This window comes from Pseudomonas sp., assembly GCF_048269965.1.
In the GTDB taxonomy this organism is placed as follows: Bacteria; Pseudomonadota; Gammaproteobacteria; order Pseudomonadales; family Pseudomonadaceae; genus Aquipseudomonas.
Genome location: NZ_JBLWTV010000016.1, coordinates 26,376 through 53,234, shown reverse-complemented (window position 1 = coordinate 53,234; position 26,859 = coordinate 26,376). Strand labels below are relative to the sequence as shown.

The following is a 26,859-nucleotide window of genomic DNA, read 5'->3' as shown; positions in this document are numbered from 1 at the left end:
TCTGCCCTGTTGACGGAGCGCCTGCCGATGCCCTTTGCCGAAAACCTGGTCGCCTTCACTCTGGCTGCCACACTGCTGACCCTGACGCCAGGGATCGATACGGCGCTGGTGCTGCGCACTGCCGCAGTCGAGGGCCGGCAGCAGGCGTTTCGCGCAGCGCTGGGCATCAATGCCGGCTGCTTGCTTTGGGGCGTGGCGGTGGCCTTCGGCCTCGGCGCGCTGCTGGCGGTTTCCGAGTTCGGCTACAACCTCCTCAAGTATTGCGGTGCGGCTTATCTGGCCTGGCTCGGGCTGAACATGCTGCTGCGCCCGCGTACCTCGCTGACACCCGCACAATCGAGCGGCATTCCCGATGCCAACTGGTTCCTGCGCGGTCTGCTGGGTAACGTGCTCAATCCCAAGGTGGGGATTTTCTACGTCTCCTTCCTGCCGCAGTTCATTCCGCCGGGGCAGCCGCTGATCACCTGGACATTCGCCCTGGTGGGTATCCATGTCGCGCTCAGCCTGGTCTGGGCGCTGCTGCTGATCGGTGCCACCCAGCCACTCGGCCACTGGCTGCGGCGCGAGGCGGTGATCAAGTGGATGGATCGCAGCACCGGGCTGATCTTCGTCCTGTTCGCTGCGCGTCTGGCCTTGAGTCGGCGTTGATTCTGGACGCGGCCTCGGCATGAGGTACGCTGCGTCGATGCAACGAAGAACCAGGCGGTGACGATGGATCGGTTTCAGGAAATGAGGGTGCTGCTGGCGGTGACCGAGGCCGAGAGCTTCGCCGGTGGTGCCAAGCTGCTGGGCATTTCGCCGCCCAGCGTGACCCGCGCCGTCGCGGCGCTGGAGGCACGCCTGGGCACGCTGCTGCTGGCGCGCAGTACCCGCAGCCTGCGCCTGACCGAAGCCGGCCAGCGTTATGTCGAGGACTGCCGGCGCATCCTGCTGGAGCTGGAAGAGGCCGAGGAACTGGCCGCCGGCGGCAGCGTGCGCCCGCGCGGGCGGCTCACCGTGACGGCGCCGGTGATGTTCGGCGAACTGTTCCTGATCCCGCGCATCGCCCAGTACCTCGACACCCACCCGGACGTGGAGGTCAATGCGCTGCTGGTCGACCGCGTGGTGAACATGATGGAGGAGGGCATCGACGTGGCCGTGCGCATCGGCTCGTTGCCCGAGGGCGATCACCCGGCGTTGCAGGTCGGGCAGATCCGCTCGGTGGTGTGCGCCTCGCCAGCCTTTCTCGACCGTGTCGGGCGCCCGCGCCACCCGGATGAGTTGCGCGCTGCGCCCATCGTCATGTCCAGCGCCAGCACCCTGCTGTCGCACTGGCAGTTCGTCGGCGCGGACGGCCCGTTCGGCTTCATGCCGCAGCCACGCTTCACTGTCAGTTCCAACCAGGCGGCAATCAGCGTGGCGCGCCTGGGCTGGGGCTATACCCGCGTGCTGTCCTACCAGGTGGCAGCCGCAGTGGCGCGTGGCGAGATCGAGCTGGTGCTCGAGGCCTTCGAACCGCCGGCCTTGCCGGTGCACATCATTCACCAGGGCGGTCGCCAGGTCTCGGCCAAGGTGCGTACCTTCGTCGACCACTGCGCTGCCAGTTTTCGTGCCGACCCGGCGCTGCGTGCGGCCGGTGCAGCGCCTGTTTCATGAACGCTCACCGCGAGATGCAGGTGTTTCTCGCCGTGGCCCAGGCGGGCAGCCTGGCGGCGGCTGCTCGGCAGTTGCAGCTGTCGCAGGCCACGGTGATGCGGACCGTTGCAGCGCTGGAGAACCGCCTGGACAGCACCTTGCTGCTGCGCGGGCCGCGCGGTGTGAGCCTGAGCGCGGCGGGTGCGGCGTTCGCCGATAGCTGCCAGCGCATCCTGCGGCGGGTGGAGGAGGCCGAGCGCTCCGTGACCGGTCTGCACGCCAGTCCCGCCGGACAGCTCAATCTGGCCTTGCCGCTGCTGATGACGCATCAGGTGCTGACGCCCATCGCCGTCGACTACCTGGCGGAATTTCCCGACGTGAGCCTGGCCACCCTGGCGCGCGAAGAACCGCCGAGGTTGCTGGAGGAGGGCATCGACCTGGCCGTGGTGGTCGGCCATCTACCCAGTTCGTCCGGTTTTGCCGTGCCGTTGGGTTGGGCGCGGCCGCTGGTCTGTGCAGCGCCGGCCTATCTGCAGCGCTGGGGCTGGCCGGCCAACCCGCAGGCCTTGCTCGCGCACCGCACCATCGCCCGTTCTTCGACCGGCCACGCGGGGCAATGGCGCTTTGCCGACGGCGCGGTGAAGCTCGCCCCGCGATTGACCTGCAGCACGCCGCAGGCCGCGATCCGCGCAGCGCTCGCCGGTTTTGGCCTGACCCGCTGCCTGAGCTACGAGGCCTATGAGGAGTTGCACAGCGGGCAATTGCAGACGGTGCTGGAAAACTTCGCCGCAGCGCCCGTGCCGGTGCAGCTGTACTACCGTGAAGGGCGCCGGGCAGCGGCGCGGGTACGCAGCTTCCTCGACTTCGCCGTGCCGCGTCTGCGCGCCCATCCGGCGTTTCAGGCTTGATGTGAGGTGATTGCAGAAAGTGAAATAGTGGATTGTTCTGTGTGGTGATTCTTCTTGGGTTTGGATAGGGCGAAGATGCCCCCATCGTCGCGAAGACAAGCTGTCTCGCGGTGACCTTATCCAATCACGCTCGAAGGAGTCATCGCCATGTCCCGTCCCGCCATCAAGCTGTACAACTTTCCGCGCTCTGGCCACGCCCACCGCGCCGAGCTGATGCTGTCGCTGCTGCAACTGCCCACCGAGCTGATCTTCGTCGATCTGGCCAAGGGCGAGCACAAGACGCCGGCGTTTCTGGCCATCAACCCCTTCGGCCAGGTACCGGCGATCGATGACGGCGGCACCATCATCAGCGATTCCAACGCCATCCTCGTCTACCTGGCCAAGCGCTACGGTAATGACGACTGGCTGCCGCAAGACCCCGCCGCCGCCGCTCGCGTACAGCGCTGGTTGTCCGTGGCCGCGGGTCCGGTGGCTTTCGGCCCTGCTGCCGCGCGCCTGGTTACCGTATTCGGCTACTCGTTCAACACCGAAGAAGTGATCAACCGCGCTCATGCGCTGTTCACTGTGATGGAAGGCGAGTTGGGCGAAACCCCGTTTCTCACCGGTGACAAGCCGAGCATCGCCGACGTCGCCAACTATTCCTACATCGCTCATGCGCCGGAGGGCAACGTCTCGCTGGAGCCCTACCCGAACATCCGCGCCTGGCTGGCCCGCATCGAGGCGCTACCAGGTTTCGTGCCGATGCCGCGTACCGCCGCCGGTCTGCAAGCCTGATACACAGCCGCTGCCGGGTACACCGGCAGCACCTCTGAAGGAGGGCGCAGCATGCAACAGCTCCCCAGCCATCGGCACTCGCCCTGGCATGCCGGTGAAAAGCAACTGCAGGAAAAGGTCGGCGTCGGCGAACGCATGGAAGTGCTCGGACAGAAGGTGATCCGCGACTACATGCCGGATCAGCATCGTGAGTTCTACCAGCAACTGCCGTTCATGATCGCCGCTTCGGTGGATGGCAGCGGCCAGCCCTGGGCCACTTTGATCGAAGGCGAAGAAGGGTTCGTCACCTCGCCCGATCCCCGTCACCTGTCGTTCGACCTCGCCGCCATGGCGCTCGACCCGCTCGATCCGGCCACGCCCGGTCTGGGCAGCGGCGAGGCCATCGGCCTGCTTGGCATCGAACTGCATTCGCGGCGGCGCAATCGCATCAACGGGCATATTCATCAGGCGTCGGCACAGCGTCTGGACATCACCGTGGAGCATTCCTTCGGCAACTGCCCGCAGTACATCCAGCTGCGCCATTACCGCCGCGTACCCGAGCGGGGCGTCGAGCGCTTCGATGCGAGCGAACTGGATGCCCGCAGCGCCGAGATGATCCGCAGTGCCGACACCTTCTTCGTTGCCAGTTACGTCGAGCACGACGATGGCCAGCGCTCGGTGGACGTCTCCCACCGTGGTGGGCGCGCCGGCTTCGTGCGGGTGGAGGGCAATCGCCTGACCATTCCCGACTACGCCGGCAACCTGTTCTTCAACACCCTGGGCAATCTCAGCGTCAATCCGCGCGCCGGCCTGCTGTTCGTCGACTTCACCTCGGGCGACGTGTTGCAACTGGCTGGCCGCGCCGAGATCATCCTCGACAGCCCGCTGATCAACCTCTTCGAAGGCGCTGAGCGACTGTGGACCTTCGACGTCGAGCAGGTGGTACTGCGCCCGGCGGCGGCCTCGCTACGTTGGGCCTTCGAGGAATATGCGCCGACCAGCCTGATGACCGGCACCTGGGCAGAAACCGATGCGCGCCTGCGCGAGCGTGAGCAGCGCAATCAGTGGCAGCGCTGGCGTGTGCAGCGCCAGCAGCAGGAGAGCACCGATATCCGCTCGTTCGTGCTGGCGCCGGAGCAGGGCGCTGCACCGCGCTTCGCCGCCGGTCAGCACCTGCCGATACGCATCACCACCGCCACGGGCGACACCCTGCTGCGCACCTATAGCCTGTCCAGCGCGCCGTCGGATGGCCAACTGCGTATCAGCGTCAAGGCGCAGGGCCTGGTCTCGCGGCACCTGCACGAGCAGATCCGGGTTGGCGATGTGCTGGAAGTACGTCCGCCGCTGGGCAGCTTCACCCTTAATAGCGACACCAACCGGCCGCTGGTGCTGATCGGTGCCGGTGTCGGCATCACGCCGTTGCTGTCGATGCTGCGCGAGCAGGTGGCGCTGAGGCAGGGCAAACGCATCCATTTCTTCCAGGGCGCGCGGACGCTGGGCGACCTGCCCTTCCAGGCCGAGCTGCGCGAGCTGGTGCAACGTGCGGGTGGCCTGCTGCACGTTCACCGTGCCCTCAGTGCGCCGGAGCAGGACGCAGTACTCGGGCGCGACTACGAGCAGCACGGGCGCATCGAGCTGGCGCAGATCAAGGCGGCGCTGTCGTTCGACGATTACGATTTCTACCTGTGCGGCCCGGCCGCCTTTACCCAGGCGATCTACGACGGCCTGCGCGACCTGAACGTCGCTGACGCGCGCATCCATGCCGAGGCGTTCGGCCCTTCGACACTGGCGCGTCGCACGGATGGGCAGGGGACGACCTTCGTGCAGCCGCCAGCGGCAACCGAGCCGGTGCCGGTGTATTTCACCACCTCGAGCAAGGAAGCGCGTTGGACGCCGGATAGTGGCAGCCTGCTGGAACTGGCGGAAAGTCGTGGCCTGACGCCCGAATTCAGCTGCCGTGGCGGTTCCTGCGGCACCTGCAAGACGCGCCTGGTCAGCGGCCAGGTGCATTACCCGAACCCGCCAGCCGAGTTGCCGGAGGGCGATAGTGTGCTGATCTGCTGCGCGGTGCCGGCACAGGGTGAGGATGGCGTGCAACCCCTCGTGCTCGATCTGTGAGAGGGCCGAGTCGATGAGCATTCGATCTGAACGTCGTGACATCTGGCCAGATGGTGAAACAGGCGAAGTGCGCAACTCGCCTGGGCGTTACGAGCACGGCGAAATGGAGGTCGGCTATCTGGCGTCGCAGTTGTTGCTGTCGCGCGAGTTGCCCAGGCATGCACCTGAACGCTCGAGGTTCTGGCTGCATATGCTGTGGTGCCTGCGCTATTGGTCGGCGAGGGATTGTCGGGGCTTGCAGGCTGCTGGCGAGGGAGCGTCGGTGGCGCGGTTGAGGGCGCAGAGTGCGTTGGGCTGAGTGCTCGTCTGAAGCTGTTGCCGTTTCGCTCGAAACGGCAACAGCCTCCGCTTAGCCTTGCGGCTGCGCGTCTTCCAGCGCTTTGCGGTAGGCATCGGCTTCGTCCTGAGACGGGAAGATACCGACCAGCTGTCCATTCTGGATCACGTCCCAGACGAGCATCCCCATGGCACGGGCTTCACGGGAAAGGTGCTGGTGGTCACGTTCACGTACGATCACGTTCATGCTGTCTCCTCGAAATGCGGATGCGGCGAAATGTCGCGGTTCGTTTATACACTTCGTTAGCAAGCTAATTAAACCGGAGATTTAGCAAAGGACTGTTCTTTTAATGCAACGAACAGTTGGGTTTTTATTCAGTCGTTTCCTGTCCGGGACGTTTTGAATCATCTTGAAATATTCAGTGGTAAGGATTGGGCCGGAAACTCTGTTTCAGGTCTTTCCGAATTACTGACGACCGTACTGCTGGCGATATTTCGCAGGTGTCAACCCGGTCAGCGCCTTGAACATGCGCCGCAGATTGGCCGGGCTGCTGAAGCCGAAGTTCTGCGCGGCTTACTGCACTGCGCGTCTCTCCATCCGCCGCCGATATTGGCGAGTACGGAAGAGGTCTTTCACCTGCTGCGTCACCAGCGCCCACAAGGGGAATACGCCGGGCTGGGTATCCCGGCCCTGGCTGAGCTTGTGCAGCTGATACTTCACCACCGCCATATTGGCCAGCGAGGCCAGCACCTTGTTGTTCCAGGTGATCGGTGGCAGCTGGGGGGCGCTGCCGAGGCCGAGCTGCCAGTCACGCGGCAGGTTCGGGTCGATGGCCAGGGCCGTGCCGATGCCGACCATCTCGATACCGCTGTCCAGCACCTCTTGTGCAACGGTTGCACGGCGGATGCCGCCAGTGACCATGATCGGCATGCTCGCCACTGCACGAATCTCGCGGGCGAACTCCAGGAAGTAGGCCTCGCGCGCCAGGGTGCGACCGTCGCGGGCCTGGCCCAGCATGGCCGGCGCCTCGTAGCTGCCACCGGAAAGTTCGACCAGATCCACATTCATCTCGCCGAGCAGGTGCACCACCTGTTGCGCGTCCTCGGCGCTGAAACCGCCGCGCTGGAAGTCTGCCGAGTTGAGCTTGACCGCCACGGCGAAGCCCGGTGACACCACGGTACGCACTGCCTTGACGATCTCCAGCAGCAGGCGCGCGCGGTTTTCCAGCGAGCCGCCCCATTGGTCGTTGCGCTGGTTGGTCAGTGGCGACAGAAACTGGCTGAGCAGGTAGCCGTGCGCCGCGTGGATTTCCACGCCCGTGAAACCGGCCTGCTCGGCCAGGCGCGCAGTGCGGGTGAAGCGCTCGATCACGTCCTGAATGACTGCCGGGGTCATTTCCCGCGGCGTGGCGAAACGCTTGGACAGGTTGCCCAGCTCCAGCGCTACGGCCGAAGGCGCCCAGGTTGGCTGGCCCAGGTTGGACTGCATCTGCCGGCCGGGATGATTGATCTGTAACCAGAATTGCGCCCCCTTGGCGCGGCCGATACGGGCCCAGCGTTCGAATCGCGCCAGTTGTTCGTCGTCTTCCAGCACCACGCCGCCGGGGCCGGTCATGGCGCGGCTGTCGACCATCACGTTACCGGAAATGAGCAGGCCGGCGCCGCCCTCGGCCCAGGCCTGATAGAGACGCATCAGGTGCTCGGACGGTGCGTGGTTGGCGTCCGCCATGTTCTCTTCCATCGCCGCCTTGGCGATGCGGTTGGGCAGGGTCGAACCATTGGGCAGGACAAGGGGATCGAACAGGGTCATGGGCGCTTCCTCGGTTGAGTCAGCGCCGACCTTAACTTTAAAGTTCACTTTAATGTCAATGGGCGTGCTCGCCCACTAACGTTCCGAGTCTGCATATGGCCGTGAGTCGTGCAGATGGGGTGCGGTGCAGTGCGTTCGAAGGTGGAAAGGGTCTCAGGTGCGCCCACGGATTTTGCCGGCAGGTCTGGGTAGCTCGCTCGTCTCGCCCAGGTTCATCTTCGACAGCACCCGCTTGGCGTTGGTGGCGCAGTCGATATCGTCCGGTTTGCTTTCGATCTCGTCGATCAGTGCCAGCAGGTGCGCCTTGCTCTGCGCGAGGCGCTGCTCCAGCGCTTCGATGTCCTTCACTTTTGCCTGCAGGGTATCGAGCAGCTTGCCCTGTTCCCACTGCGCCAGATCCTGCGGCAGCAGGGTGCGCAACTCGTCCAGGCTGAAGCCGGCCTGCTGGGCTGTGGTGATCAGGTTGAGCACCAGCACGGCTTGTTCCGGGTAACTGCGATAGCCGTTGGCTTGGCGCTCCACCAGCTTGAGCAGGCCGATGCTTTCGTAGAAGCGAATGCGCGAGGCCGCAAGGCCTGTGCGCTGCGCGAGTTCGCCGATCTTCATCTGGGTGTATCACCGTGGCAGGGGCGTTGAGTTCAAGGTTAACTTTAACCTTCGGCTCTGGCCATGAGGCTGCAACACTGGCATAGCGTCTATGCTTGCCGAGCCACCCTGATCAGAGCCGCTCTTGAACCGCATCCCCTCCAGCAGGTACAGCCCGTGAAGCACTCGATACTCATCGCCGCGCTGCTCTGCCTGCTGATGGGGGCGCTTGCCAAGGCCGAGACGTATCAGCTCGTCACCGAGGAGTGGGCACCCTACAACTACCGGGAGAACGAGCAGATCACCGGCATGGCCACGGAAGTGGTGCGGGCCATCATGGCGCTGACCGGCGACGACTTCGAGATCAGGATGAGACCCAGCATGCGCGCCACTCGCGTGCTGCACACTCAGCCCAGAACCATCATGTATTCGCTGTTTCGCACGCCTGAGCGAGAGCCTTTGTTCAAGTGGGTCGGGCCCATCGCCGAGGAGTCCATCTATCCCTACCAGTTGGCCGCTGCAGCGCAGCCGATCCACACGCTGGAGCAATTGCTGAATGCCCCGCGCATCACCACCCGGCACGCAGGCCTGGTGCCCACGATGCTGGCTTCGATGGGGTTCGACAACCTCGACACGAGCGCAACGGAGAGCGAGCAGCTCTACCGCATGCTGTTGGCCGGTCGCACCGAGGTCATCATCGGCGACACCGACGCCGGCGTGGCCTACTACAGTCGCCGGTTGAACATCACTCCCGACACGATGCGCCGAGTCCCCATCGAGCTGTATCGCTCATCGCTGTACATCGCTTTCAGTCGTGACAGTGACGATGACCTGGTAGCCAACTGGGCCAGAGCGCTCGAGCATCTGCGCGAAACGGGTGAGCTGGAGCGCATTCATGGCCGCTATCGGTAATCCCTCATACCGCTGAGCGGTGGTCACCCGCCGCGCAGCGAAACCGCAGTGACGCTGCGGGCCAGCCTGCGCTAGCCGACGCCTCTCATCTCGCACAAGCAAAGGCATGTGCTTTTGCCGACAGCTCGCACCGAGACTGCATACAATGGGCGCCTGATCATTCCAGGCCATCAACATGGCTGCAGCAACCAAGGAACCCGCCTTATGGCCTCCCCTGACAAACAGAAGAAGCGCGCCCAGCGGGCCAAGACCAAAGCGAAGCAGAACCGCATGGGCAAGCCCAAGGCGCAGGCCAATGTCGTCCATCCGATTCTCGCCAACCCGTTGATCAATGAGCCGTTCGATGATGTCGAGATCGACCTGAGCACCTTCGATTTCAAGGACATCGAGGAGAATGGCTTCGACCCTGCGCTTTTCGATGATCTGTTCCAGGCGATGAAAGTCGGCGAGGGCATCAGCCTGCTCGCCTTGTGCCTGATATTCCTGCAGTACCCGGTGCTGGAACTGGTGGTCGCCGAGGAGTCGGAAGAGGCCGCGACCGACTTCATGATGGGCCTGCTGATCGTCTACCGCGGCATCTTCCACGATGAAGACGAAGAGGCGGCGATCACCTGGATCGGCAGCGACGCCTTCCAGAGCGCCTATAACGAAGCGTCGCTGATCCTGCAGAAGAAGAACGCCCGCGCCTGATCCGCCACGCCGATCAGCCTTTCAGCGCCGCCTCGATGCTGGCGATGTCGATCTTGCTCATGCTCATCATCGCCTCGAAGGCGCGCTTGGCGGCTGCGCGGTCGGGGCTGGCGATGGCGGCGCTGAGGAGGCGCGGGGTGATCTGCCAGGAGATGCCCCATTTGTCCTTGCACCAGCCACATTCGCTGGCCTGGCCGCCGTGGTCGATGATCGCGTGCCACAGGCGATCCGTCTCGGCCTGATCGTCGGTGGCGACCTGAAACGAGAACGCCTCGTTGTGCTGGAATGCCGGGCCGCCATTCAGACCCAGGCAGGGAATGCCCATCACGTTGAACTCCACCGTCAGCACGTCGCCCTGCTGGCCAGAAGGGTAGTCGCCTGGGGCCTGATGCACGGCCAGCACGGCGCTGTCGGGAAAGGTCTCGGCATAGAAGGTCGCTGCCTCCAGCGCGTCGCGGTCGTACCAGAGGCAGATGGTGTTCTTGCTGGTCATCCTGAGTCTCCCACCGTGGGTTGAGACTCAGCAGTCTAGACGGCAGTGGGGCGCTGGCTTGTCCTTGCCTGTTCGTCGTTACGGCTGCGGTTCTGTCATCCAGAACGTCGGGAACTGATCGAAGGGGTAGTGCTTGCCATCGTAGCGGACGGTGGTGCTGACCTTGCGTAGCACGGGCTCCTGCCGGCCAGCACTAACATGAGCGGTTAGCATCAGGTCGGCGTAGCCATGAGCATGCTTGGGCCCAAGGCCCAGCGTCAGGTCGGCACGCTCCGATTGGAAGTCACTGTCCATCACGCAGGACGTGCCCTTTACCGTCGTCCATGAATGCAGATAGGTAGCAAACACCGGCCTCAGCCGAGGGCCTTGCGGCACTACCAGCGTCAGCAGGTCATTGAAGCCGGCATCCGGACAGCTCGCCCCGCGCGCGACACTGCGCACCACTACACCGAACGCGCGAACGCCTGGCGCCAGGTGATAGCGCGCGGTATCCAGCCACAGGCTACCGGCATCGATTTCCAGTGCGGCATCTTCGCCAAGGTAGTCGTCATGGCGTTCGCGCAATTGCCCGCTCTGCGTGTCCACCTTCGCCACCAGCCAGTTGAGGCTGCGCTCGCCCGCTGGCGTGGCGTCCTCGGCGTCACGGTAAGCCAGGGTCACCACGGACAACGCCGGATCATCCGGCCAGGGCTTGCAGGCAGCCGCCAGCAATGGCCCGTCGCCGCGCCCGTCAGGGGGCGTCCACCCGCGCTGCCCCAACTGGGTGGCCAGTGAATCCAGCACTGCAGCGTCGCAAGGCTGTGGCTGGCGCGTATCGGCATGCGCGAGAGGCAACAGGCAGAGCGCCAAGGCGGGCAGGGTGCTGCGTAGACGATCCATGTGGGGGAGTCCTTGTTTGGCGCCATTCATCTGAACGGCAACCTGGGGTGTGGGGTGTGGGGACTTTACGCTGATCGACAACAAGGGAAAGGGGGAAATAGCCGGACTATTTGGGGAGGGCTGCGTCTTCGGGGAAGCGAGGTGGACAAGCTTCGCGTTGTCCACCCTACCCGAGGTTTCACCGGGTGGATGACGCTCTTTGCATCCACCATTGATGGTTCCCACGCTCCGGCGTGGGAGCAAGCCCGTGACGCTCTGCGTCACAGCACAGCGCGCAACTGCCCGTGGTGGACGCTGGAGCGTCGAGGGCTGCATTCCCACGCAGAGCGTGGGAACGATCATGAACTCAGAACGCTAAATAGCGGCAGCGGAGTGAAAAAGACCACGGCTTCTCCGTGGTCTTTTTTATTTGCCTATCCGCCGGGGATTGGTTCTTTCTGAGTAACAATCTATGAGCTGATCAGTGCTCTATTGCAGGCAAGAGGCTCAGTAGCATCGACACAACTTTTCAGAAGTGACCGTTGTCTCTTGCCGTTAATGAGGTGTGCCATGCCCAAGGTTGTCCATTTTCACCGTACCGGTGACGCTGATGTTCTGACTCTCGATGAGGTCGCCGTACCATCGCCGAAAAGCGGCGAGGTTCAGATCGAAGTAAAAGCCATCGGCCTGAACCGTGCTGAAATCATGTACCGCACTGGGCAGTACGTGATCGATCCGCAGTTCCCGGCCAAGCTTGGCTACGAAGCGGCCGGCATTGTCCGCGCGGTCGGCAGTGACGTTAGCGACTTTGTTCCGGGTGACGTAGTAAGCGTCGTGCCGGCGTTCTCCTTCGCTGACTACGGCATGTATGGTGAGGTGGTCAATGCGCCTGTGCATGCTGTCGTCAAGCATCCGTCCAACCTCAGCTTCGTGGAGGCAGCGGCCAGTTGGATGATGTTTGTGACTGCTTACGGTGCCTTGATAGAGTACGGAAATCTCCAAGCTGGTGAAACCGTGCTCATCCCTGCTGCTTCGAGCAGTGTCGGGCTGGCAGCGATCCAGATCGCAAACATGCAGGGTGCCATCCCGGTGGCCCTTACCCGCACAAGTGCCAAGCGTCAGGCATTGCTGGATGCGGGTGCAAAACATGTCATCGCTACCCAGGAAGAGGATCTGATTGCCGAGGTGGCATCGATCACCGATGGCAAAGGTGCGCGTATTGTTTTCGATCCCGTTGGTGGCCCCGAGGCAACCAAGCTGATCAAGTCCATGGCCAACACTGGGATCTTCTTCCAGTACGGTGCGCTGGATCATCGCGATATCCCGGTTCCGGTCTTCGATATTCTTGGCAAGCATCTGACCGTGCGCGGCTACGAGCTGTTCGAAATCACCATGGATATGCAAAAGCTGGCCAATGCCAAGGCTTTCGTTGCCAAAGGCTTGGCAAGTGGTCAGCTCAAGCCTGTCATCGACCAAGTTTTCTCACTCAAGGACATCGCGGCAGCACACCGCCGAATGGAGTCGAACGCGCAGATCGGCAAGATTGTCGTCGTGGTTGACTGAGTAGCCCCCTGCGGCAGTCGATTTGGCTGCTGTATGCCATCGCTGCTCGGGAGCAGCGATGGCATTTTCCGTTGTTGATGCCTGAGAGAGGTAGCCCAGCTTCGCTATCATCCTCAGTGCATAGAACTTCTGGCCCGTGCGCAGGTAGGTAGAGGATGGCGATGAACCTGATTGAAGCCATGCAAATGTTCGTGGCAGTGGTTGAGCATGGCAGCTACACCAAAGCTGCCGAGGCGCTCAATGTGCATCGCCCGGCACTCTCAAAGCTTATTCAGAATCTTGAGCGCGAACTGGGCGTGCAGCTGCTGCACCGCACCACACGTAGAGTGAACACAACACCTGCCGGCGATGAGTTCTATGAACGCAGCCTGAAGTTACTCTCCGACCTTGCAGACACACTGGACTGGTTTTCGCCGACTCGTCCGCCACGAGGAAAGCTCAGGATAGACATGCAGACCGTACTCGGTCACGCCGTCATCATCCCACGACTGCCCGAGTTCATGGAGCGCTACCCCGGCCTGGAAATATCCCTGGGCGCCTCCGACAACCTGAACGACCTCATCGCGGGAGGCATCGACTGTTCGGTGCGGCTAGGCGATTTGGATGATTCGAGCCTGATTGCCAAGCGTATCGGCGAGGTTGCTTTGGTGACCTGCGCGGCCCCCGCATACGTAAAGAAACATGGCTTACCAGACACGCTGGATGATTTGCAGGCGCACGTTGCAGTCAACTTCATGGTTGAGCAGCGTCGCCAGATTATGCCCTGGCGGTTCAGGAGAAACGGTAAAACTATCAGTGTGAAGATGCGCAGCGGCATCGTCGTCGACAATGCCGAGGCGTTGCTCTACTGCGCCTTGGCGGGTATTGGGATGGTGCAGGGGCTGCGCCCAGCGTTGCAGCGATACATCGATAGCGGCCGCTTGGTAGAGGTGCTGCCGGATGTTCCAGTCGAGCCGAAGGTCGTTTCCGTATTGTTCCCAGATAGACGTCATCTCTCACCCAATGTGCGGGTATTCGTCGAATGGGTGAGCGCGCTTTTCCAAGAGAAAAGGCGTTAGTGCGGATCAATTGGTATTGGTTCGAATAACAGTCCATGAATCGTTAACGAATTTATCCCGCCTTTCTCGACGCGTACCGTTCTCTCTACAACTGAATATGACGCCAGTCGCGCAGTGTGGGGGCCTTGCTCGATGAGCTTGCCCATTTGGCAGAGCCCCTCGCGATGAGGTTCACGAACCAGTCAAGCAGCCCGCTTGGCCAACTGGCTTTAACACCTGAGAGAGCGATGATGTCGGAGAAAAGAGTGCCCCCGCATGGACTGGTTGAGAGTGTTTTTACCAAAGTTTTTGTCCCTGGAAAATTGACGTTCGGCCTGTTAACGCCATTAGAGGGCTATCCCCTGAGCGATACTCCGACCATGGCAGAACATACCGGGCTAGCTGCGCTTGCTGACGATCTTGGTTTCGCTGCACTTTGGCTACGTGACGTACCGCTACGCGACCCGGCTTTTGGGGATGTAGCCCAGATATACGACTCTATGGTGTATGCAGCATGGCTTGCTGCGGCAACTCGGCGTATTGCAATCGGCACAGCCGGAGTGATCCTTCCGCTACGAGATCCTATAGCCGTAGCCAAGCAGGCGCTGTCAGTTGATCAGCTTTCCCAAGGGCGATTCCTATTGGGAGTTTCGACGGGAGATCGCCCATCGGAGTACCCTGCGTTTGGAGTCGATTTCGACAACCGAGAATCTCGCTTTCGTGATGCATATGCAGTTATCCGTGCCGTCTCGAACGGGTCATTTCCCATTCACAAGTCGAGTCACTACGGTAGGTTGGACGGAACCCTAGATCTGGTTCCCAAGGCATTTCATGCACGGCTACCGATGTTGGCGCTAGGGCGCTGTGGCCAGGAACTAACTTGGTTGGCAGAGCATATGGATGGCTGGATCTGGCATCAGAGTAACCTTGAGCAATTACCTTCATTGATCAGCCTCTGGCAGTCCGCGTGTGGGCCAGAGGCGTTCAAGCCCTACGGTTATGGAACCTTCTTTGAGCTGGACAAAGACCCCAATGCCCCTATTCGCTGGGGACGAGGACTGCGCGGGGGGCGAAATGCGCTCATCAGTCTCTGGCAGCGACAGCGTGACCAGGGTGTGTCGCACATTGCCTTGAATATGAGGGTGTCGTACCGCTCAGTGAAAGAAAGTACTCAAGAGCTGGCGGAGTATGTGCTTCCACTCTTTGCCTGAAGGAATATGAAGACTTACTGCGTGTCCGCTCTTGGCCGCTTGCCGCCTGTCACCCCCGACTCACCCAGTCAGCTTCTTCACAGACCACATCGGCAATGACAGTGCCGAGTTTCACCTTGGCCGTCAGGCTCTGGAACAGCTTCGGCGACACGTTAAGGAGCAGTTCCAGGCCTTGGCCAGGCGAGGATGACAGGGGCGATCGAGAGCGTGCTGTAACGCTGTAGCCGGTCAGGCCCGATGCCTTGACCGGCTCAGCTCACCCAGCGCTGCCGCGCCCAGCCGCTCAGACCATCGACCGCCAGCACCAGCAGCAACATGGCCAGGATCACCGTGGCCGCCTGGGCTTCCTGGAACAGGCTGAGCGACACGTAGAGCATCTGCCCCAGGCCGCCGGCGCCGACGAAGCCGAGCACGCTGGCCATGCGGATGTTGTTTTCCCAGCGGTACAAGGTATAGGCCACCAGTTGCGGCCAGACGCCGGGCAGGGTGCCGTAGCAGAAGGCGAGCATGCGTCCGCCGCCGCTTTCGCGAATGGCGTCGGCGGGTTCGCGCGGGGTGTTTTCCAGCGCTTCGGCGAACAGGCGGCCGAGCACGCCTGCAGTGTGCAGGCCCAGGGCCAGGGTGCCGGCGTTGGGGCCGAGGCCGGCGGCCAGCACCATCAGCGCCGCCCAGACCAGTTCGGGGATGGCGCGCAGGGCGTTGAGCAGCAGGCGTGTGAGGTGCAGGGCGAAGCCGCCGAAGCGCCCGGCGGCCGGCAGTGCCAGGGCCAGGCCGAGCAGGGCAGCGAGCAGGGTGCCGATGGCGGACATGGCCAGGGTTTCCAGCGCGCCACGGCCGATGGCCTGCAAGTGTGCGGCCGAGAAGTCTGGCTGCAGAAAACCGCTGGCGTACTGGCCCATCTGCGCCAGGCTGTCGCCGGCGACCAGGGCGCCGAGGTCGATGCCCAGATAGAGGAACGAGGCGAGCACCGCGCCGAGCATGGCGGCAAGCAGGACCAGATTGCCGGCTCTCATGTCAGCCTCGCGCGCAGCAGGCGGCTGAACTGGTCGGCCAGCAGTACCAGCAGAAGGAAAGTGAGCAGCATGCTCGCCACTTCGCCGCCGGCGAACATGCGCAGCGACAGGTCGATCTGCTGGCCCAGCCCACCCGCGCCGACGAAGCCCATCACCACCGAGGCGCGAATGGCGCACTCCCAGCGGTACACGGTGTAGGAGAGCATCTCTCCCGCAGCATTGGGCAGCACGCCGTAGGCGAAGGCGGCCAGGCGGCTGCTGCCGGCACCCAGTAGCGCGCGTGTGGGGCGGGCGTCGACCGATTCGAAGATTTCCGCATACACCTTGCCGAGCATGCCGGCATAGGTGATGGCGATGGCCAGTACGCCGGCAGTGGGGCCGAGGCCGACGGCGCGGACGAACAGCAGTGCCCAGACGATCTCCGGCACGCTACGCAGGAAGATCAGCAGGCCGCGCACCGGCCAGCGCGCCAGGTTCGCCCACCAGGCCGGGCGGCCACCCCGGTGCACGGCCGACAGCGACAGCGCGCGGCTGGCCAGCAGCGCGGCGGGGACGGCGATCAGCAGGGCCAGGCTCATGCCGGCGGTGGCGATGGCCAGGGTTTCCAGGGTGGCGCGGCCGAGCAGAGCGAGGAACTCGGCGTCATGCGCAGGCGGCCAGAAACCGGCGAGGAAGTTGCCCATGGCGCGGGTGTTGTCGCCATCGACCAGCACGGTCAGGTCCAGCTCGCTCAGGCTCAGGCCCGGCCACAACAGCAGCAGCGCCAGTGCGCTGATCAGCAGGCGCGGCAGGGCGGCGGGGTCGCGTGGGGCGGTGGTCAGCATCGCGGGATATGCACCGGCTGCGGTGGCACGGGCGAGCTGGGCGTGGTCTGCAACTGCTCGTTGGCGTACAGCGCTTGCAACTGTTCGGGCCGCACCTGCGCGGCCGGCAGGTCGAAGGCGATGCGCCCGTCGCGAATGCCGATGACTCGTGGGAAGTGCGTCAGGGCCAGGTCGACGGCATGCAGGCTGGCCAGCAGGGTCATGCCGCGCTCGGCGGCCTCGCGGTTGAGCACGGCCAGGGTGTGGCCGGCCAGCACTGGGTCCATGGCCGAGACCGGTTCGTCGGCGAGAATCACTTCCGGCGCCTGGTACAGCACGCGGGCGATGCCGACGCGCTGCAACTGGCCGCCGGAGAGCTGGTCGCAGCGCTGGTAGAGCTGTTCGCTGATGTCCAGCCGCGCCAGGGCGGCCTGGGCACCCGTGGCATCCAGCGGATGCAGCAGGTTGATCAGGCCCTTGGCCAATGACCACTGGCCAAGCTTGCCGGCCAGCACGGCGGTGACCACGCGCTGGCGCGGCGGCAGCGGCGGCGCCTGGTGGATCAGCCCGATGCGCGCACGCAGACGCTGGCGCTGGCGAGCGGCCAGGCGCCAGGGGTTGTGCTGCAGCAAGTCGATCTCGCCGTGCGTGGGTTGCAGGCTGGTGGCCAGCAGGCGCAGCAGGGTGGTCTTGCCGGCACCGGAAGGACCGATGATGGCCACCCGTTCGCCGGGACTTACCTGCAGATCGATGTTTTCCAGCGCCACCTTGCCGTTGGCGTGGGCCAGGCCCACGCCACGCAGGGCGATGCTCACTTCAACAGGCCAGCGGCGCGAGCGGCTTCTTCGATGCCTTCGTAGTTTGCAGGCTGGGTCTCGATGAAGCGGCTGGCGGCCTGCAGGTCGAGAATCGCCTTCTGCTCGGGCTTGGCCGGGTCGAGGGCGAGGAAAGCCGCCTTGATCTTCTCTTGCAGCGCCGAATCGAGGTTGCCGCGCACGGTCCAGTTGTAGTCGTAGTAGGTCGGGGTGGTGGCGAAGACCTTGACCTTGTCGGTGTCGACCTTGCCGGCGTCGACCAGCTTCTGCCACACCGAGGCATTGAGCACGCCGGCATCGGCCTTGCCGGCCTGCACCCAGGCAGCGGTGGCGTCGTGGGCGCCGGAATAGGCCACGCGGCTGAAGAAGTCTTCCGGCTTGATGCCGTCCTGCAGCATGAAATAGCGCGGCATCAGGCTGCCGGAGGTGGAGGACACCGAACCGAAGGCGAAGGTCTTGCCTTTCAGATCCTGCAGGGACTTCACCGCCGGATCGGAGGTGATGAACTTGCTGGTGAACTCGGCGTCTTGCTCACGCTGTACCAGCGGCACGGCGTTGCCGGTCTTCAGGCGCGCCTGGACGAAGGTGAAACCGCCCAGCCAGGCCATGTCGATACGGTCGGCGGCCAGCGCTTCGACCACGGCGGCGTAGTCGGCCACTGGCACGAACTCCACCTTCATGCCTAGTTCCTGCTCCAGGTAGGCACCCAGCGGCTTGAATTTGCGCAGCAGTTCGGTGGGGGCTTCGTCAGGGATGGCCGAGACCTTGAGGACGTCGGCGGCTTGTGCAAATACGGCAGATACGGACAGGGCGATGCCGGCGGCGAGCGCCAGGGTGTTCTTGAACATGTCGGATTCTCCGGTTCAATAGCGGGGAAGGCGCGCGGAGTATAGTGGCCTGGCGCTGCCGATGCAGCCCCGGCAGCACACAACTGACGCCGAGGTTAAGATGCGGGTCTGCTCTTCATTGCCTGGAGTTGATCGATGACCGCAACGCTTCCCGCCCTGGCTTTCGCCGGGATTGGTCTGATGGGCCTGCCGATGACCCGCCGCCTGCTCGCCGCAGGCTACCCGCTGACCCTCTGGAACCGCACGCCGGACAAATGCGCGTCGCTGTTGGCGCAGGGCGCGCACCGCGTGGAGAACCCTGCCGAGCTGTGTCGCGATGCCAATGTGGTGATGCTCTGCCTGGCCAACACCGAGGTGGTGCGCGAGGTGGTGTTCGGCCCGGGCGGGATCGTCGAGGGCGCGCGGCCTGGGCAGTTGCTGGTGGATTTCTCCAGTCTGGAACCGGCGGCTACCCGGGAGATGGCCGCCGAGCTGGAGGCGCGTACCGGCATGCGCTGGGTAGATGCGCCGGTTTCCGGCGGCACGCCCGGCGCCGAGGCCGGCACCCTGGCGATCATGGCTGGCGGCCGCGAAGAGGACGTGGAGCGCGTGCGCCCGGTTCTCGCGCACCTGGGCCAGCGCCTGACGCGCATGGGCGAGGTGGGCGCCGGGCAGGTGACCAAGGTGTGCAACCAGATGATCGTCGCCTGCAACGCGCTGGTGATCGCCGAAGTGGTGGCGCTGGCCGAGCGCTCCGGCGTCGATGCCAGCCTGATCGCGCAGGCTTTGGCCGGTGGTTTCGCCGACTCCAAGCCGCTGCAGATCCTCGCGCCGCAGATGGCCGCCAGCCAGTTCGAGCCGATCAAGTGGCACGTGCGCACGCTGCTCAAGGACCTCGATACGGCGGTGAAGCTGTCGCGCGAGCAGGGCAGCGCCACGCCCATGAGCGGCCTGGCGGCGCAGCTGATGCGCCTGCACGGCAGCCAGGGCTTTCTTGAGCGTGACCCAGCGACGCTGGTGGAACTGCTGCGGGAGCAATGCCCATGAAGATCGCCGCCAACCTGTCCATGCTGTTCACCGAGCTGCCGCTGCGCGAGCGCGTGCTGGCGGCGATGACGGCGGGTTTCGAGGGTGTGGAAATTCAGTTTCCCTACGAACTGCCGGCGGTCGCCCTTAAAGAGGTACTGGAGTTGACCGCGCTGCCCTTGGTGTTGATCAACGTGCCGGCCGGCGACCTGATGACCGGCGGCCCCGGCCTGGCCGGCGTGCCGGCGCGACAGACGCAGTTCGATGCCGCACTGCAGGAGGCGCTGACCTACGCCGCCATGGCGCGCCCGGCCTGCATCAACGTGCTGCCCGGCCGCCTGGCCGAAGGCGTGAGCCGCGAGCAGGCACTGGATTGCCTGGCCGCCAACCTGCGCAAGAGCGCTGAGGCCTTCGCAGGCCTGGGCATTGGCGTGCTGGTGGAGGCGATCAACCCCATCGACATGCCGGGCTTTCTGATCAATACGCCGGAGCATCTCGATGAGTTGCTGCGCGCAGTGGATCACCCGAACCTGGCGGCGCAGTACGACCTCTACCACATGGCGCGCCAAGGGATCGACGTGGCCGCAGGCATGCGTCTGCTGGCCGGGCGTATCGGCCACGTGCAGTTCGCCGATGTGCCGGGGCGCGGTGCGCCGGGTACCGGCGAGTTGGCATTCCCGCCGTTGCTGAGCGCGTTGTGTGACAGCGGTTACAGCGGCTGGCTGGGCGCCGAGTACAAGCCCGGTGAAGCGGGCACGCAGGCCAGTCTGGGTTGGTTGGCGCAGTGGCAGCAGCGCACCTAGGGGGCGCCGGCAGTCCAAGCGGGTTGGCGGTACGTGTCGGTGATTACTGTTGCGGCTCGGTGCGCACGGCACACCCTACGGTGCCTGCGTATCGGCCCTGGTGCGCATGGCGCACCCGACTGGAGCTCGACGGGTAGGGTGCGCCGCGCGCACCGGATGGCTCGCGCTGCCGCAGGGTTCTAGAAGCGTGTGCCGACGCGCTCCAGCGGCCGGTAATGCGGAGGGAAGAGGGCCACGATTTCTTCCAGCGGTACCGGTTTGCTGAACAGATAGCCCTGTACCTGATCGCAGTCGCGCTCCTGCAGGAACGCCAGTTGCTCGGTCGTTTCCACGCCTTCGGCGACGACCTTCAAATGCAGGGCGTGGGCCATGGCGATGATGGCGTGGACGATCTCGCGATCCTGATTGGAGTGGGCCACGTCCTGAATGAAGGAGCGGTCGACCTTCAGCGTATCCAGGGGTAGGCGGCGCAGGTAGGCGAGCGAGGAGTAACCGGTGCCGAAGTCGTCGATGGACAGGCTGACGCCCAGCGCGCGGATGTTTTCCAGCAGGCCGATGGCGCGGTTGATGTTGCTCAGCAGCGCACTCTCGGTCACCTCCAGCTCCAGGCAGTGAGCGGGGCAACGGGTCGAGTTCAGCAGCTGTTCGATGCGGCCAGGCAACTGGTCGTTGGCCAGGTTCAGCGCCGAGCAGTTGACCGCGATCTTCAGCCCCGGATAGCCCATGTTGTCGAGGCTGTTGAGGTCGAGGCAGGCACGGCGTAGCACCCAGTTGTCGAGCTGATCGATGAAACCGTTGGCTTCGGCGATGGCAATGAAGCGCTCCGGTGTGAGCAGGCCATGCTGGGGGTGATGCCAGCGCACCAGGGCTTCGAGCTTGCTCAGCGCGCCGCTGCGCAGGTCGATGATCGGCTGGTAGTAGAGGATCAGACCGTTGTCCTGTTGCAGGGCCTGGCGCAGGTCTTCTTCCAGCTGCAGCTCGAACGAGGCTTTCTGCTTCAGATGCGGGTTGAAGAAGTGCACCACGTTGCGCCCGCTGCCCTTGGATTGATACAGCGCCAGGTCGGCGTGCTTGAGCAACTCGTCGGCGCTGCTGCCGTCCTGCGGGAACAGGCTGATGCCGACGCTGGTGGTCATCACGATCTTGCGGCCGGCCAGGCCAATCGGCTCCTTCATGTGCTCCAGCATGCGCGCGGCCAGCGCGCGCGGGTCGGCGTTGCTGTCGAGGCTGGCGACCACGCAGAACTCGTCGCCACCGAAGCGCGCGATGATGTCGCGCTCACGCAACGCGCTGCGGATGCGCTGCGCCACCACGCGCAGCAATTCGTCGCCAGCGTCGTGGCCAAGGCTGTCATTGATGCGCTTGAAGTGATCGATATCGAGGAACATCACCGCCAGGCAGCGGCCGGTGACGGCGTGTTCTTCCAGGGTGGCGGCGAATACCCGGTTGAAGCCCCGGCGGTTGAGCAGCTCGGTCAGGGGGTCGAAATGTGCCACCTGCTCCAGCGATGCCTTGGCCTGATCGAGCTGCACCAGCAGGGTGTTGACCCGTTGCAGGTCGCGCTCCTTGTCGTCGAGCTTGCGACCGATCCAGGCCGCAGCCAGGCTCAGGCTGAGAATCAGCAGGGTGATAGAGGCGACGATCAGTACCAGTTGCACGCTGTTGTCGGCGCTGCGCAACTGCAGCGGCGTGCCGTCCGGCACCACCAGGTGGAGTGCAGTCATGCCGGTGTAGTGCATCGAGGCGATGGCGGCGCCCATCACCAGCGCCGCTGAATATTTCATCCAGCGTTGGCGGCGCTGCGAGCCATGGCGCACGTAGCGGTTGAGCAGGAGCGCAGCGAAGCTGGCGCTGACGGCGATGACGATGGACAGGGTGAACAGGCCGACGTCGTAGTAGGCCTGCGCCTGCGAGCGGATCGCCGCCATCCCGCTGTAGTGCATGGCGCTGATACCCAGGCCGATGATGATGGCGGCCAGCAGCTGCCGACTCAGGCCGGGACGCGGCATGGCCATGTAGTAAACGGCCAGGAGGGCGGCAGCCAGGGCTACCAGCAGCGACAGCACCGTGGTGGCGAGGTCGTAGCGAATGGCGACAGGGGCCTGGAACGCCAGCATGCCGATGAAGTGCATGGACCAGATGGCGCCGGCCAGGCACAGCCCGCCAAGCAAGCCCCAGATCAGGCGCATGCTGCGCCTTTGTACCTGATCGAGATGCTTGGCGATGGTCAGCGTGCTGAGGCTGCCGACGCTGGCGATGGCGTACGACAGGGCCACCAGCCAGGGGTCGTGTTCACAATCGAGCAGGAGCTGACCCTGCTCGGGCAGGTCGGCGAGAAAGCGGATCGATAGTCCTTCCATAGTCACCCCGCTTGGCGGCGGCTTGCGTGCCTTGTTCAGTGAAGCACAGGCACGCGCGTACCACCTATTTTCCGTAATCGTTGAGCGAGATCACCCGCGTTTTGCCGATGCGGTGGCGATAGATTTCGCGCAGGTACTTGATCGCCTGCTTGACGCTTTCGCGTGTCAGGCGGATGTCGTTGATCGACACGAACTTCTCCGCGTCGTGGATCAGCTCGCGGTACTTCTTCTCGTACATCGGTTTGATCGCGTACCAGTTGGTGTCGAGGATCTTCGCCGGGTCTTCGTGCTCGTTGAGCATGGCGTCGAGCTGCGCTTCGTTGAAGCGTTCGGAGACGATGAAGTCGAGCATGGCGTCGTCCAGGCTGTCGTCGAAGCGGTACTGGTCGCGCGCGAAGCAGCGCTTGATGTAGGCGACGATCAGGGTCAGGAAGTCGTCCGACAGGCACGGGCTCTTGACGATCAGGGTGGTCAGTGACAGGTTCGCCGAGGCGCCGATCACCAGCGCATAGCGCTTGAGCGTGGTGTTGGGGAAGAGGTTGTTGAGGTGGGTCTTGAGCCGGTTCAGGTCCATGTAGGACAGCTTGTAGTCCTTGGGCAACGAGACGATGGACACCACCGAGGAGCAGTTCTTGAAGAAGTGCAGGTCGCTCAGTTGCGTGGCGTCATAGCCGCTGGACTTGTACTGCTCCAGCGCCTGGCGATAGCGCTTGGACTCGATCGGCAGCAGGCTGATGCCCTCGATGGCCTGGGTGACCTTGTTGAAGTGCGGCAGGTCGATGGAGCGGAAGAACAGATCATCGATGTTCAGCCGTGGCGGGCTCTGATCCTTGTCCAGCACGCGGAATTTTTCCGAGAGCTGGGCGTGCTGTTCGGGCACCACGGACTCGGCGTAGGCCACGGCCACCGGGCCGGCTAGGCTCATGAACAGGTCGTTGGCGTCGAGGCGAATGGTCTCGCCGATGTCGATGCCGGCGCGGCGGAAGTAGTTCTGGTCATAGTCGCTGGTCACCGCCTGGGCGGTGAGGATGTTGAAGATCTGCTGCGAGATGTACTGGTTGGCGTGGCGCTCCATGGCGGTCACGTCGATGTTGTGGATGCTGCCGTCACCGCTCTCTTCGGCGTACCGCATGATGTCGTTGGAGATCAGCATCATCGCGTTCCACGGGCGGATGCGGCGCATCACGCTTTCGGCGCTGTTCTGCTCGTTGTCGAAGTTGTAGGAGAAGTCCCATTCCTCGGCCAGGTATTTGCACAGCAGGCGCCCGGCGTTGATGTGCAGGGCCTCGGACATCTCGCTGCGCTGGTCGGAGATGTTCGGCAGGATGCAGATGCCGCTGGTGAAGATCGGCTCGAAGACGAAACCACGTTCGCGCTCGGCCTCGCCGTCGTCCGGCGTCTTGCTGTCGAAGGTCTTGCTCATGTAGGCGAACTGCTGTGCCAGGCCGAACTCCGAGGCCATGCCCGAGCCGGTGCCGCCGCCGGCGCTGAAGATATAGAAGTACAGGCGCGACTGGTTGGCCTTGATCCCGCAGGAGTCGATCAGATAGCTGTGGATGAACTTCCAGTCTTCGTTGGAGAAGCGCTGGGTGTCCTTGTTGAGAATGATCTTGGCCAGGTACTGACCGAGGATCGGCGCATTGCCGGCCCCACCGGCATGCACCTCGGACAGGTCCATGATCTTCATCTTGCTGTAATCGTCGAGAAACCCGCTCATCTCGCCCTTGCGCGAGAAACGAATGCGTCCGGCGATGTCCTTGTCCAGGTCGCCGAGCATCACCAGCGGTTCGATCAGGAACACCGGCTTGCTGTTCTTGCGCGGCGCGCGCAACAGGTTGCTGCGTATCCAGCGGCTGGGGCGCGAGGCCTGCTCGATGGCGGCAGTGGCTTCGCTGTGAAACTCTTCCAGATAGAACTGGCGCGCGTTGTAGACCAGGGATGCGACGTCCAGTGCGATGTTCGAGCCGCAGCGGCCAAGGCCGATCAGGCACACCGAGGGAAACTGCTGGATGCGGCTCGACTCGCCCTCGTCCAGCGGCTCGCCCAGCGGGAACACCATGTTGCGCAGGCCGTCGAGGTTATCGAGGATGCGCTCGATATCGCGTTCGGTGAAATACAGATACTGCTCGCCACTAGCGCTGCGCCCCGGCAGCGCGGGGGGCGCCAGCAGGTTGTCGGCGATATCGGCCAGGGTGGCTTCCTTTGCGGGGGCTACGGCGTCTTTTTTAGTTTTCATCGGTGACAGTCCGGCGAGTCAGTGGGGTATTGGCCATTGGCCATAAAATGACCAACCCCATAGGTTCTAGCACGGAAAAAAGTACTTTGCCTTATTCCCCACAGATATGAGCTGCTTTGGCCGGTCGGCCTCATCGCTGCGCATCAGGCAAGCGAATGGCAGTGGCACTGCCCTGCGTAGGGCGTACTCGCCGCAGGCAGTACGCCGCGAGTAGGGGGGCGCACCCTGCAGGAACAGGGGCGCCGGGCGTATTTCGGAAGTAGGGTGCGCCGTGCGCACCAATCGCTGTACGTCTCAGGGCACCAGCAGAATCTTGCCGTCCCGCTCGCCGCTGGCGGCTGCCGCCACGGCGTCCTTGATGTGCTCCAGGTCATAGGTGGCGGCGACGCGGGTCTTCAGTTTGCCGCCGGCGATCAGTTGCACCAGCTCGCCGAACACCTTCATCTGCTGCGCCGGGCTGGCGTTCTGGAACCACTTGGCTAGCCAGAAGCCGCGCAGGGTCACGTCACGGAACACGAAGGAGGCTGGCGAAACCTGGCAGGGCTGGCCGCTCATCATGCCGTAGTTGACCAGCACGCCGCCGTTGGCCAGGACCGCTGCGAGGTTGTCGGTGCTGACGCCGCCGACCGCGTCGATACCCAGGCGCACCTCGGCGCCGCCAGTGGCTGCACGCACACGCTTGGCCAGGTCCGGGCCGTCCACCAGTACCAGATCACCGCCTTCGGCCTCGACGCCGGCAATGGCCGAATCACGACGTACCACGTTGATGGTCTTGAAGCCGCGCAGCTTGGCCAGTTGGATCAGGTAGCTGCCGACGCCCGAGTTGGCGGCGTTCTGGATCACCCAGTCGCCCGGCTTGAGATCGACGAACTCGCTGAGCAGCAGCGAGGCAGTGGGTGGGTTGACGGTCAGCATGGCCAGTTGCAGCGGGTCGGCATCCGGCAGCGGGATGAGTTTTTCCGCCGGAGCATTCAGCGCCGTGACCCAGGTACCGCAGCCGACCGGCAGCAGCACGGTCTGGCCGACCTTGAAGTTGCTGACACCCTCACCGAGCGCCTCGACCTTGCCCACGCCTTCGTTGCCGCCCACGGCTGGCAGCGGCGGCAGCATGCCGTAGGCGCCGGTCAGGGTCAGCACGTCGGACGGGTTGATCGGTGCAGCCAGTACCTTGACCCGCACCTGCCCGGCCGTGGGCTCCGGCAACTGCAGTGGCACGGCGCTGATCACGTCCTGCGGCACCGGGCCGCGTTGTTGGTATTGGGCTTTGAGCATGGTCTTGGTCTCCTGAAGGCAGGCGCAAAATGCGTGCAGCCAGTCTAGCCGCGATAGGGCAAAGCGGAATGAATCGGCTGGCATCCATTCTGGTTATGAGGGGCGCATGGGGTCTATGCTCTGGCAGGGTCATTACCGGAGGTGGCATGTACAGAGGGTGGATGCTGGTGCTGTTGTCGTGCTGGGCCGTAACGGCGACGGCGCAAGTGCTGCACGTCGGCTTTGGCACGCACAAGCCGCCTTATGTCTACGAAGGTGAGCCGCGTGGCCTGGAATATGAACTGGTGGAGCGCGCCGCGCACAACGCCGGTTTCGACGTGACCGCCTATTACGCGCCGATGGAGCGCCTGCACCTGATGCTGCGCCGCGGCGAGATCGACGCCATTGCCACCACTCACGAGCGCAGTGGCGTGCAGGCCTTCTATTCGGACGTCTACATCCAATATCAGAACGTGGCGGTGGCGCTGGCCAAGCGCGGTTATCAGATCGAGCAGATCGCCGACCTCGGTCAGTACGCCGTCAGCGCTTTCCAGCGTGCGCGACTGCTGATGGGGCCTGAGTTCGAGCGCATGGCCATGAACAATCCGCGTTATCGCGAGGAGGCGCTACAGATCAATCGCAATCGCCTGCTCTACAGCGGCCGCACCGATGTGGTGGTGGGCGACAAGCGCATCATCCGCTACCTCGACCGTGAGGTCGCCGATCAGGTCGACATCCATCAGCCATTGGCCTGGTTCGATATTTTCCCGCCCACGCCGTACCGCGTCGGCTTTCGCCGGGACGAACAGCGTCGGCGCTTCGATGAGGGGCTGCGCATGCTGCGTGAGTCCGGCGAGTACCAGCGCATCGAGCAGCGCTACCTGACGGACTGAAACC

26 protein-coding genes and 1 pseudogene are annotated in these 26,859 nt (G+C 63.8%); 14 read left to right on the top strand and 13 right to left on the bottom strand.

From position 1 onward, the window contains the following. The first annotated feature begins 27 nt into the window (after positions 1–27). From ACN0X6_RS17835 to ACN0X6_RS17810, 6 genes are all read left to right on the top strand, one after another. Positions 28–648 carry a LysE family translocator gene (locus tag ACN0X6_RS17835; protein WP_417705971.1) on the top strand — a complete coding sequence of 207 codons (621 nt, stop codon included), beginning with the start codon at positions 28–30 and terminating at the stop codon, positions 646–648. A gap of 63 nt (positions 649–711) precedes the next feature. Then, a complete protein-coding gene (locus tag ACN0X6_RS17830; RefSeq protein ID WP_196476512.1) occupies positions 712–1,635 on the top strand; it encodes a LysR family transcriptional regulator in 924 nt (307 codons plus the stop codon). Beyond that, positions 1,632–2,522, top strand: a complete 891-nt coding sequence (locus ACN0X6_RS17825; protein WP_417705969.1) for a LysR family transcriptional regulator — start codon at positions 1,632–1,634, stop codon at positions 2,520–2,522. The genes ACN0X6_RS17830 and ACN0X6_RS17825 overlap by 4 nt, the downstream gene beginning before the upstream one ends. Before the next feature lie 147 nt (positions 2,523–2,669). Continuing rightward, positions 2,670–3,296 carry a glutathione S-transferase family protein gene (locus ACN0X6_RS17820; protein WP_417705968.1) on the top strand — a complete coding sequence of 209 codons (627 nt, stop codon included), beginning with the start codon at positions 2,670–2,672 and terminating at the stop codon, positions 3,294–3,296. A 51-nt stretch (positions 3,297–3,347) separates the two neighbouring features. Further along, positions 3,348–5,393: a pyridoxamine 5'-phosphate oxidase family protein gene (locus ACN0X6_RS17815; RefSeq protein WP_417705966.1), complete on the top strand. Its 2,046-nt coding sequence runs from the start codon at positions 3,348–3,350 to the stop codon at positions 5,391–5,393. Positions 5,394–5,406: 13 nt separating this feature from the next. Continuing rightward, complete coding sequence (locus ACN0X6_RS17810; RefSeq protein WP_417705964.1) at positions 5,407–5,691, top strand: hypothetical protein; 285 nt, start codon at positions 5,407–5,409, stop codon at positions 5,689–5,691. A 51-nt stretch (positions 5,692–5,742) separates the two neighbouring features. On the opposite strand, the gene ACN0X6_RS17805 is transcribed toward ACN0X6_RS17810, so the two are convergent. The 4 genes and pseudogenes from ACN0X6_RS17805 to ACN0X6_RS17790 form a co-directional block, all read right to left on the bottom strand. Continuing rightward, entirely contained in the window at positions 5,743–5,916 is a 174-nt protein-coding gene (locus ACN0X6_RS17805; protein ID WP_417705962.1) for a hypothetical protein, read from the bottom strand. A 219-nt stretch (positions 5,917–6,135) separates the two neighbouring features. Next, positions 6,136–6,228 (bottom strand): annotated as a pseudogene (locus ACN0X6_RS17800) (hypothetical protein); the annotation flags it as partial. A gap of 15 nt (positions 6,229–6,243) precedes the next feature. Further along, positions 6,244–7,479: an NADH:flavin oxidoreductase/NADH oxidase family protein gene (locus ACN0X6_RS17795; RefSeq protein ID WP_417705960.1), complete on the bottom strand. Its 1,236-nt coding sequence runs from the start codon at positions 7,477–7,479 to the stop codon at positions 6,244–6,246. 153 nt (positions 7,480–7,632) lie between these two features. Continuing rightward, complete coding sequence (locus tag ACN0X6_RS17790; RefSeq protein WP_417705958.1) at positions 7,633–8,085, bottom strand: MerR family transcriptional regulator; 453 nt, start codon at positions 8,083–8,085, stop codon at positions 7,633–7,635. Positions 8,086–8,241: 156 nt separating this feature from the next. Here ACN0X6_RS17790 and ACN0X6_RS17785 point away from each other — a divergent pair, with 156 nt between their 5' ends. Both ACN0X6_RS17785 and ACN0X6_RS17780 read left to right on the top strand, forming a co-directional pair. Next, complete coding sequence (locus ACN0X6_RS17785; protein WP_417705956.1) at positions 8,242–8,976, top strand: substrate-binding periplasmic protein; 735 nt, start codon at positions 8,242–8,244, stop codon at positions 8,974–8,976. Between the two features lie 204 nt (positions 8,977–9,180). After that, positions 9,181–9,666 carry a hypothetical protein gene (locus ACN0X6_RS17780; protein WP_417705954.1) on the top strand — a complete coding sequence of 162 codons (486 nt, stop codon included), beginning with the start codon at positions 9,181–9,183 and terminating at the stop codon, positions 9,664–9,666. A gap of 13 nt (positions 9,667–9,679) precedes the next feature. Here the strand turns inward: ACN0X6_RS17780 and ACN0X6_RS17775 are convergent, their stop codons facing one another. Together ACN0X6_RS17775 and ACN0X6_RS17770 are read right to left on the bottom strand one after the other, a co-directional pair. Continuing rightward, the gene (locus tag ACN0X6_RS17775; protein WP_417705952.1) at positions 9,680–10,159 is read right to left on the bottom strand and encodes a VOC family protein; all 480 of its coding nucleotides are present in this window, start codon (positions 10,157–10,159) and stop codon (positions 9,680–9,682) included. A gap of 78 nt (positions 10,160–10,237) precedes the next feature. Beyond that, a complete protein-coding gene (locus ACN0X6_RS17770) occupies positions 10,238–11,038 on the bottom strand; it encodes a hypothetical protein (protein WP_417705950.1) in 801 nt (266 codons plus the stop codon). Between the two features lie 549 nt (positions 11,039–11,587). Here ACN0X6_RS17770 and ACN0X6_RS17765 point away from each other — a divergent pair. The 3 genes from ACN0X6_RS17765 to ACN0X6_RS17755 all read left to right on the top strand — a co-directional run bounded on the left by ACN0X6_RS17765 (position 11,588) and on the right by ACN0X6_RS17755 (position 14,828). Next, positions 11,588–12,580, top strand: a complete 993-nt coding sequence (locus tag ACN0X6_RS17765) for a zinc-dependent alcohol dehydrogenase family protein (protein WP_221104026.1) — start codon at positions 11,588–11,590, stop codon at positions 12,578–12,580. 161 nt (positions 12,581–12,741) lie between these two features. Beyond that, positions 12,742–13,638, top strand: a complete 897-nt coding sequence (locus tag ACN0X6_RS17760; RefSeq protein WP_417705948.1) for a LysR family transcriptional regulator — start codon at positions 12,742–12,744, stop codon at positions 13,636–13,638. 227 nt (positions 13,639–13,865) lie between these two features. Continuing rightward, the gene (locus ACN0X6_RS17755; protein WP_417705946.1) at positions 13,866–14,828 is read left to right on the top strand and encodes an LLM class oxidoreductase; all 963 of its coding nucleotides are present in this window, start codon (positions 13,866–13,868) and stop codon (positions 14,826–14,828) included. A 251-nt stretch (positions 14,829–15,079) separates the two neighbouring features. On the opposite strand, the gene phnE is transcribed toward ACN0X6_RS17755, so the two are convergent. From phnE to ACN0X6_RS17735, 4 genes are read right to left on the bottom strand one after another with little or no spacing between them, the layout of a single operon-like run. Beyond that, a complete protein-coding gene (gene phnE, locus ACN0X6_RS17750; RefSeq protein ID WP_417705944.1) occupies positions 15,080–15,841 on the bottom strand; it encodes a phosphonate ABC transporter, permease protein PhnE in 762 nt (253 codons plus the stop codon). Then, complete coding sequence (locus ACN0X6_RS17745) at positions 15,838–16,665, bottom strand: PhnE/PtxC family ABC transporter permease (protein ID WP_417705942.1); 828 nt, start codon at positions 16,663–16,665, stop codon at positions 15,838–15,840. Before ACN0X6_RS17745 ends, phnE begins: the two co-directional genes overlap by 4 nt. Next, entirely contained in the window at positions 16,659–17,459 is an 801-nt protein-coding gene (locus ACN0X6_RS17740) for a phosphonate ABC transporter ATP-binding protein (RefSeq protein ID WP_417705940.1), read from the bottom strand. Before ACN0X6_RS17740 ends, ACN0X6_RS17745 begins: the two co-directional genes overlap by 7 nt. Continuing rightward, entirely contained in the window at positions 17,456–18,307 is an 852-nt protein-coding gene (locus tag ACN0X6_RS17735) for a putative selenate ABC transporter substrate-binding protein (protein ID WP_417705938.1), read from the bottom strand. The genes ACN0X6_RS17740 and ACN0X6_RS17735 overlap by 4 nt, the downstream gene beginning before the upstream one ends. A gap of 135 nt (positions 18,308–18,442) precedes the next feature. Here ACN0X6_RS17735 and ACN0X6_RS17730 point away from each other — a divergent pair, with 135 nt between their 5' ends. Further along, complete coding sequence (locus ACN0X6_RS17730; RefSeq protein WP_417705936.1) at positions 18,443–19,333, top strand: NAD(P)-dependent oxidoreductase; 891 nt, start codon at positions 18,443–18,445, stop codon at positions 19,331–19,333. Beyond that, positions 19,330–20,115 (top strand): hydroxypyruvate isomerase family protein, encoded by a 786-nt coding sequence (locus ACN0X6_RS17725; protein WP_417705934.1) that lies wholly within the window; start codon positions 19,330–19,332, stop codon positions 20,113–20,115. The genes ACN0X6_RS17730 and ACN0X6_RS17725 overlap by 4 nt, the downstream gene beginning before the upstream one ends. 179 nt (positions 20,116–20,294) lie before the next feature. Here the strand turns inward: ACN0X6_RS17725 and ACN0X6_RS17720 are convergent, their stop codons facing one another. From ACN0X6_RS17720 to ACN0X6_RS17710, 3 genes are all read right to left on the bottom strand, one after another. Further along, positions 20,295–22,475 (bottom strand): putative bifunctional diguanylate cyclase/phosphodiesterase, encoded by a 2,181-nt coding sequence (locus ACN0X6_RS17720; RefSeq protein ID WP_417705932.1) that lies wholly within the window; start codon positions 22,473–22,475, stop codon positions 20,295–20,297. A gap of 64 nt (positions 22,476–22,539) precedes the next feature. Then, on the bottom strand, positions 22,540–24,711 hold the full coding sequence (locus ACN0X6_RS17715; protein WP_417705930.1) for a hypothetical protein: 2,172 nt from the start codon (positions 24,709–24,711) through the stop codon (positions 22,540–22,542). A 294-nt stretch (positions 24,712–25,005) separates the two neighbouring features. Further along, on the bottom strand, positions 25,006–25,983 hold the full coding sequence (locus ACN0X6_RS17710; protein WP_417705928.1) for a zinc-dependent alcohol dehydrogenase family protein: 978 nt from the start codon (positions 25,981–25,983) through the stop codon (positions 25,006–25,008). Between the two features lie 146 nt (positions 25,984–26,129). On the opposite strand from ACN0X6_RS17710, the gene ACN0X6_RS17705 reads away from it, so the two are divergent. Beyond that, complete coding sequence (locus ACN0X6_RS17705; protein ID WP_417705926.1) at positions 26,130–26,855, top strand: substrate-binding periplasmic protein; 726 nt, start codon at positions 26,130–26,132, stop codon at positions 26,853–26,855. Positions 26,856–26,859 lie beyond the last annotated feature (4 nt).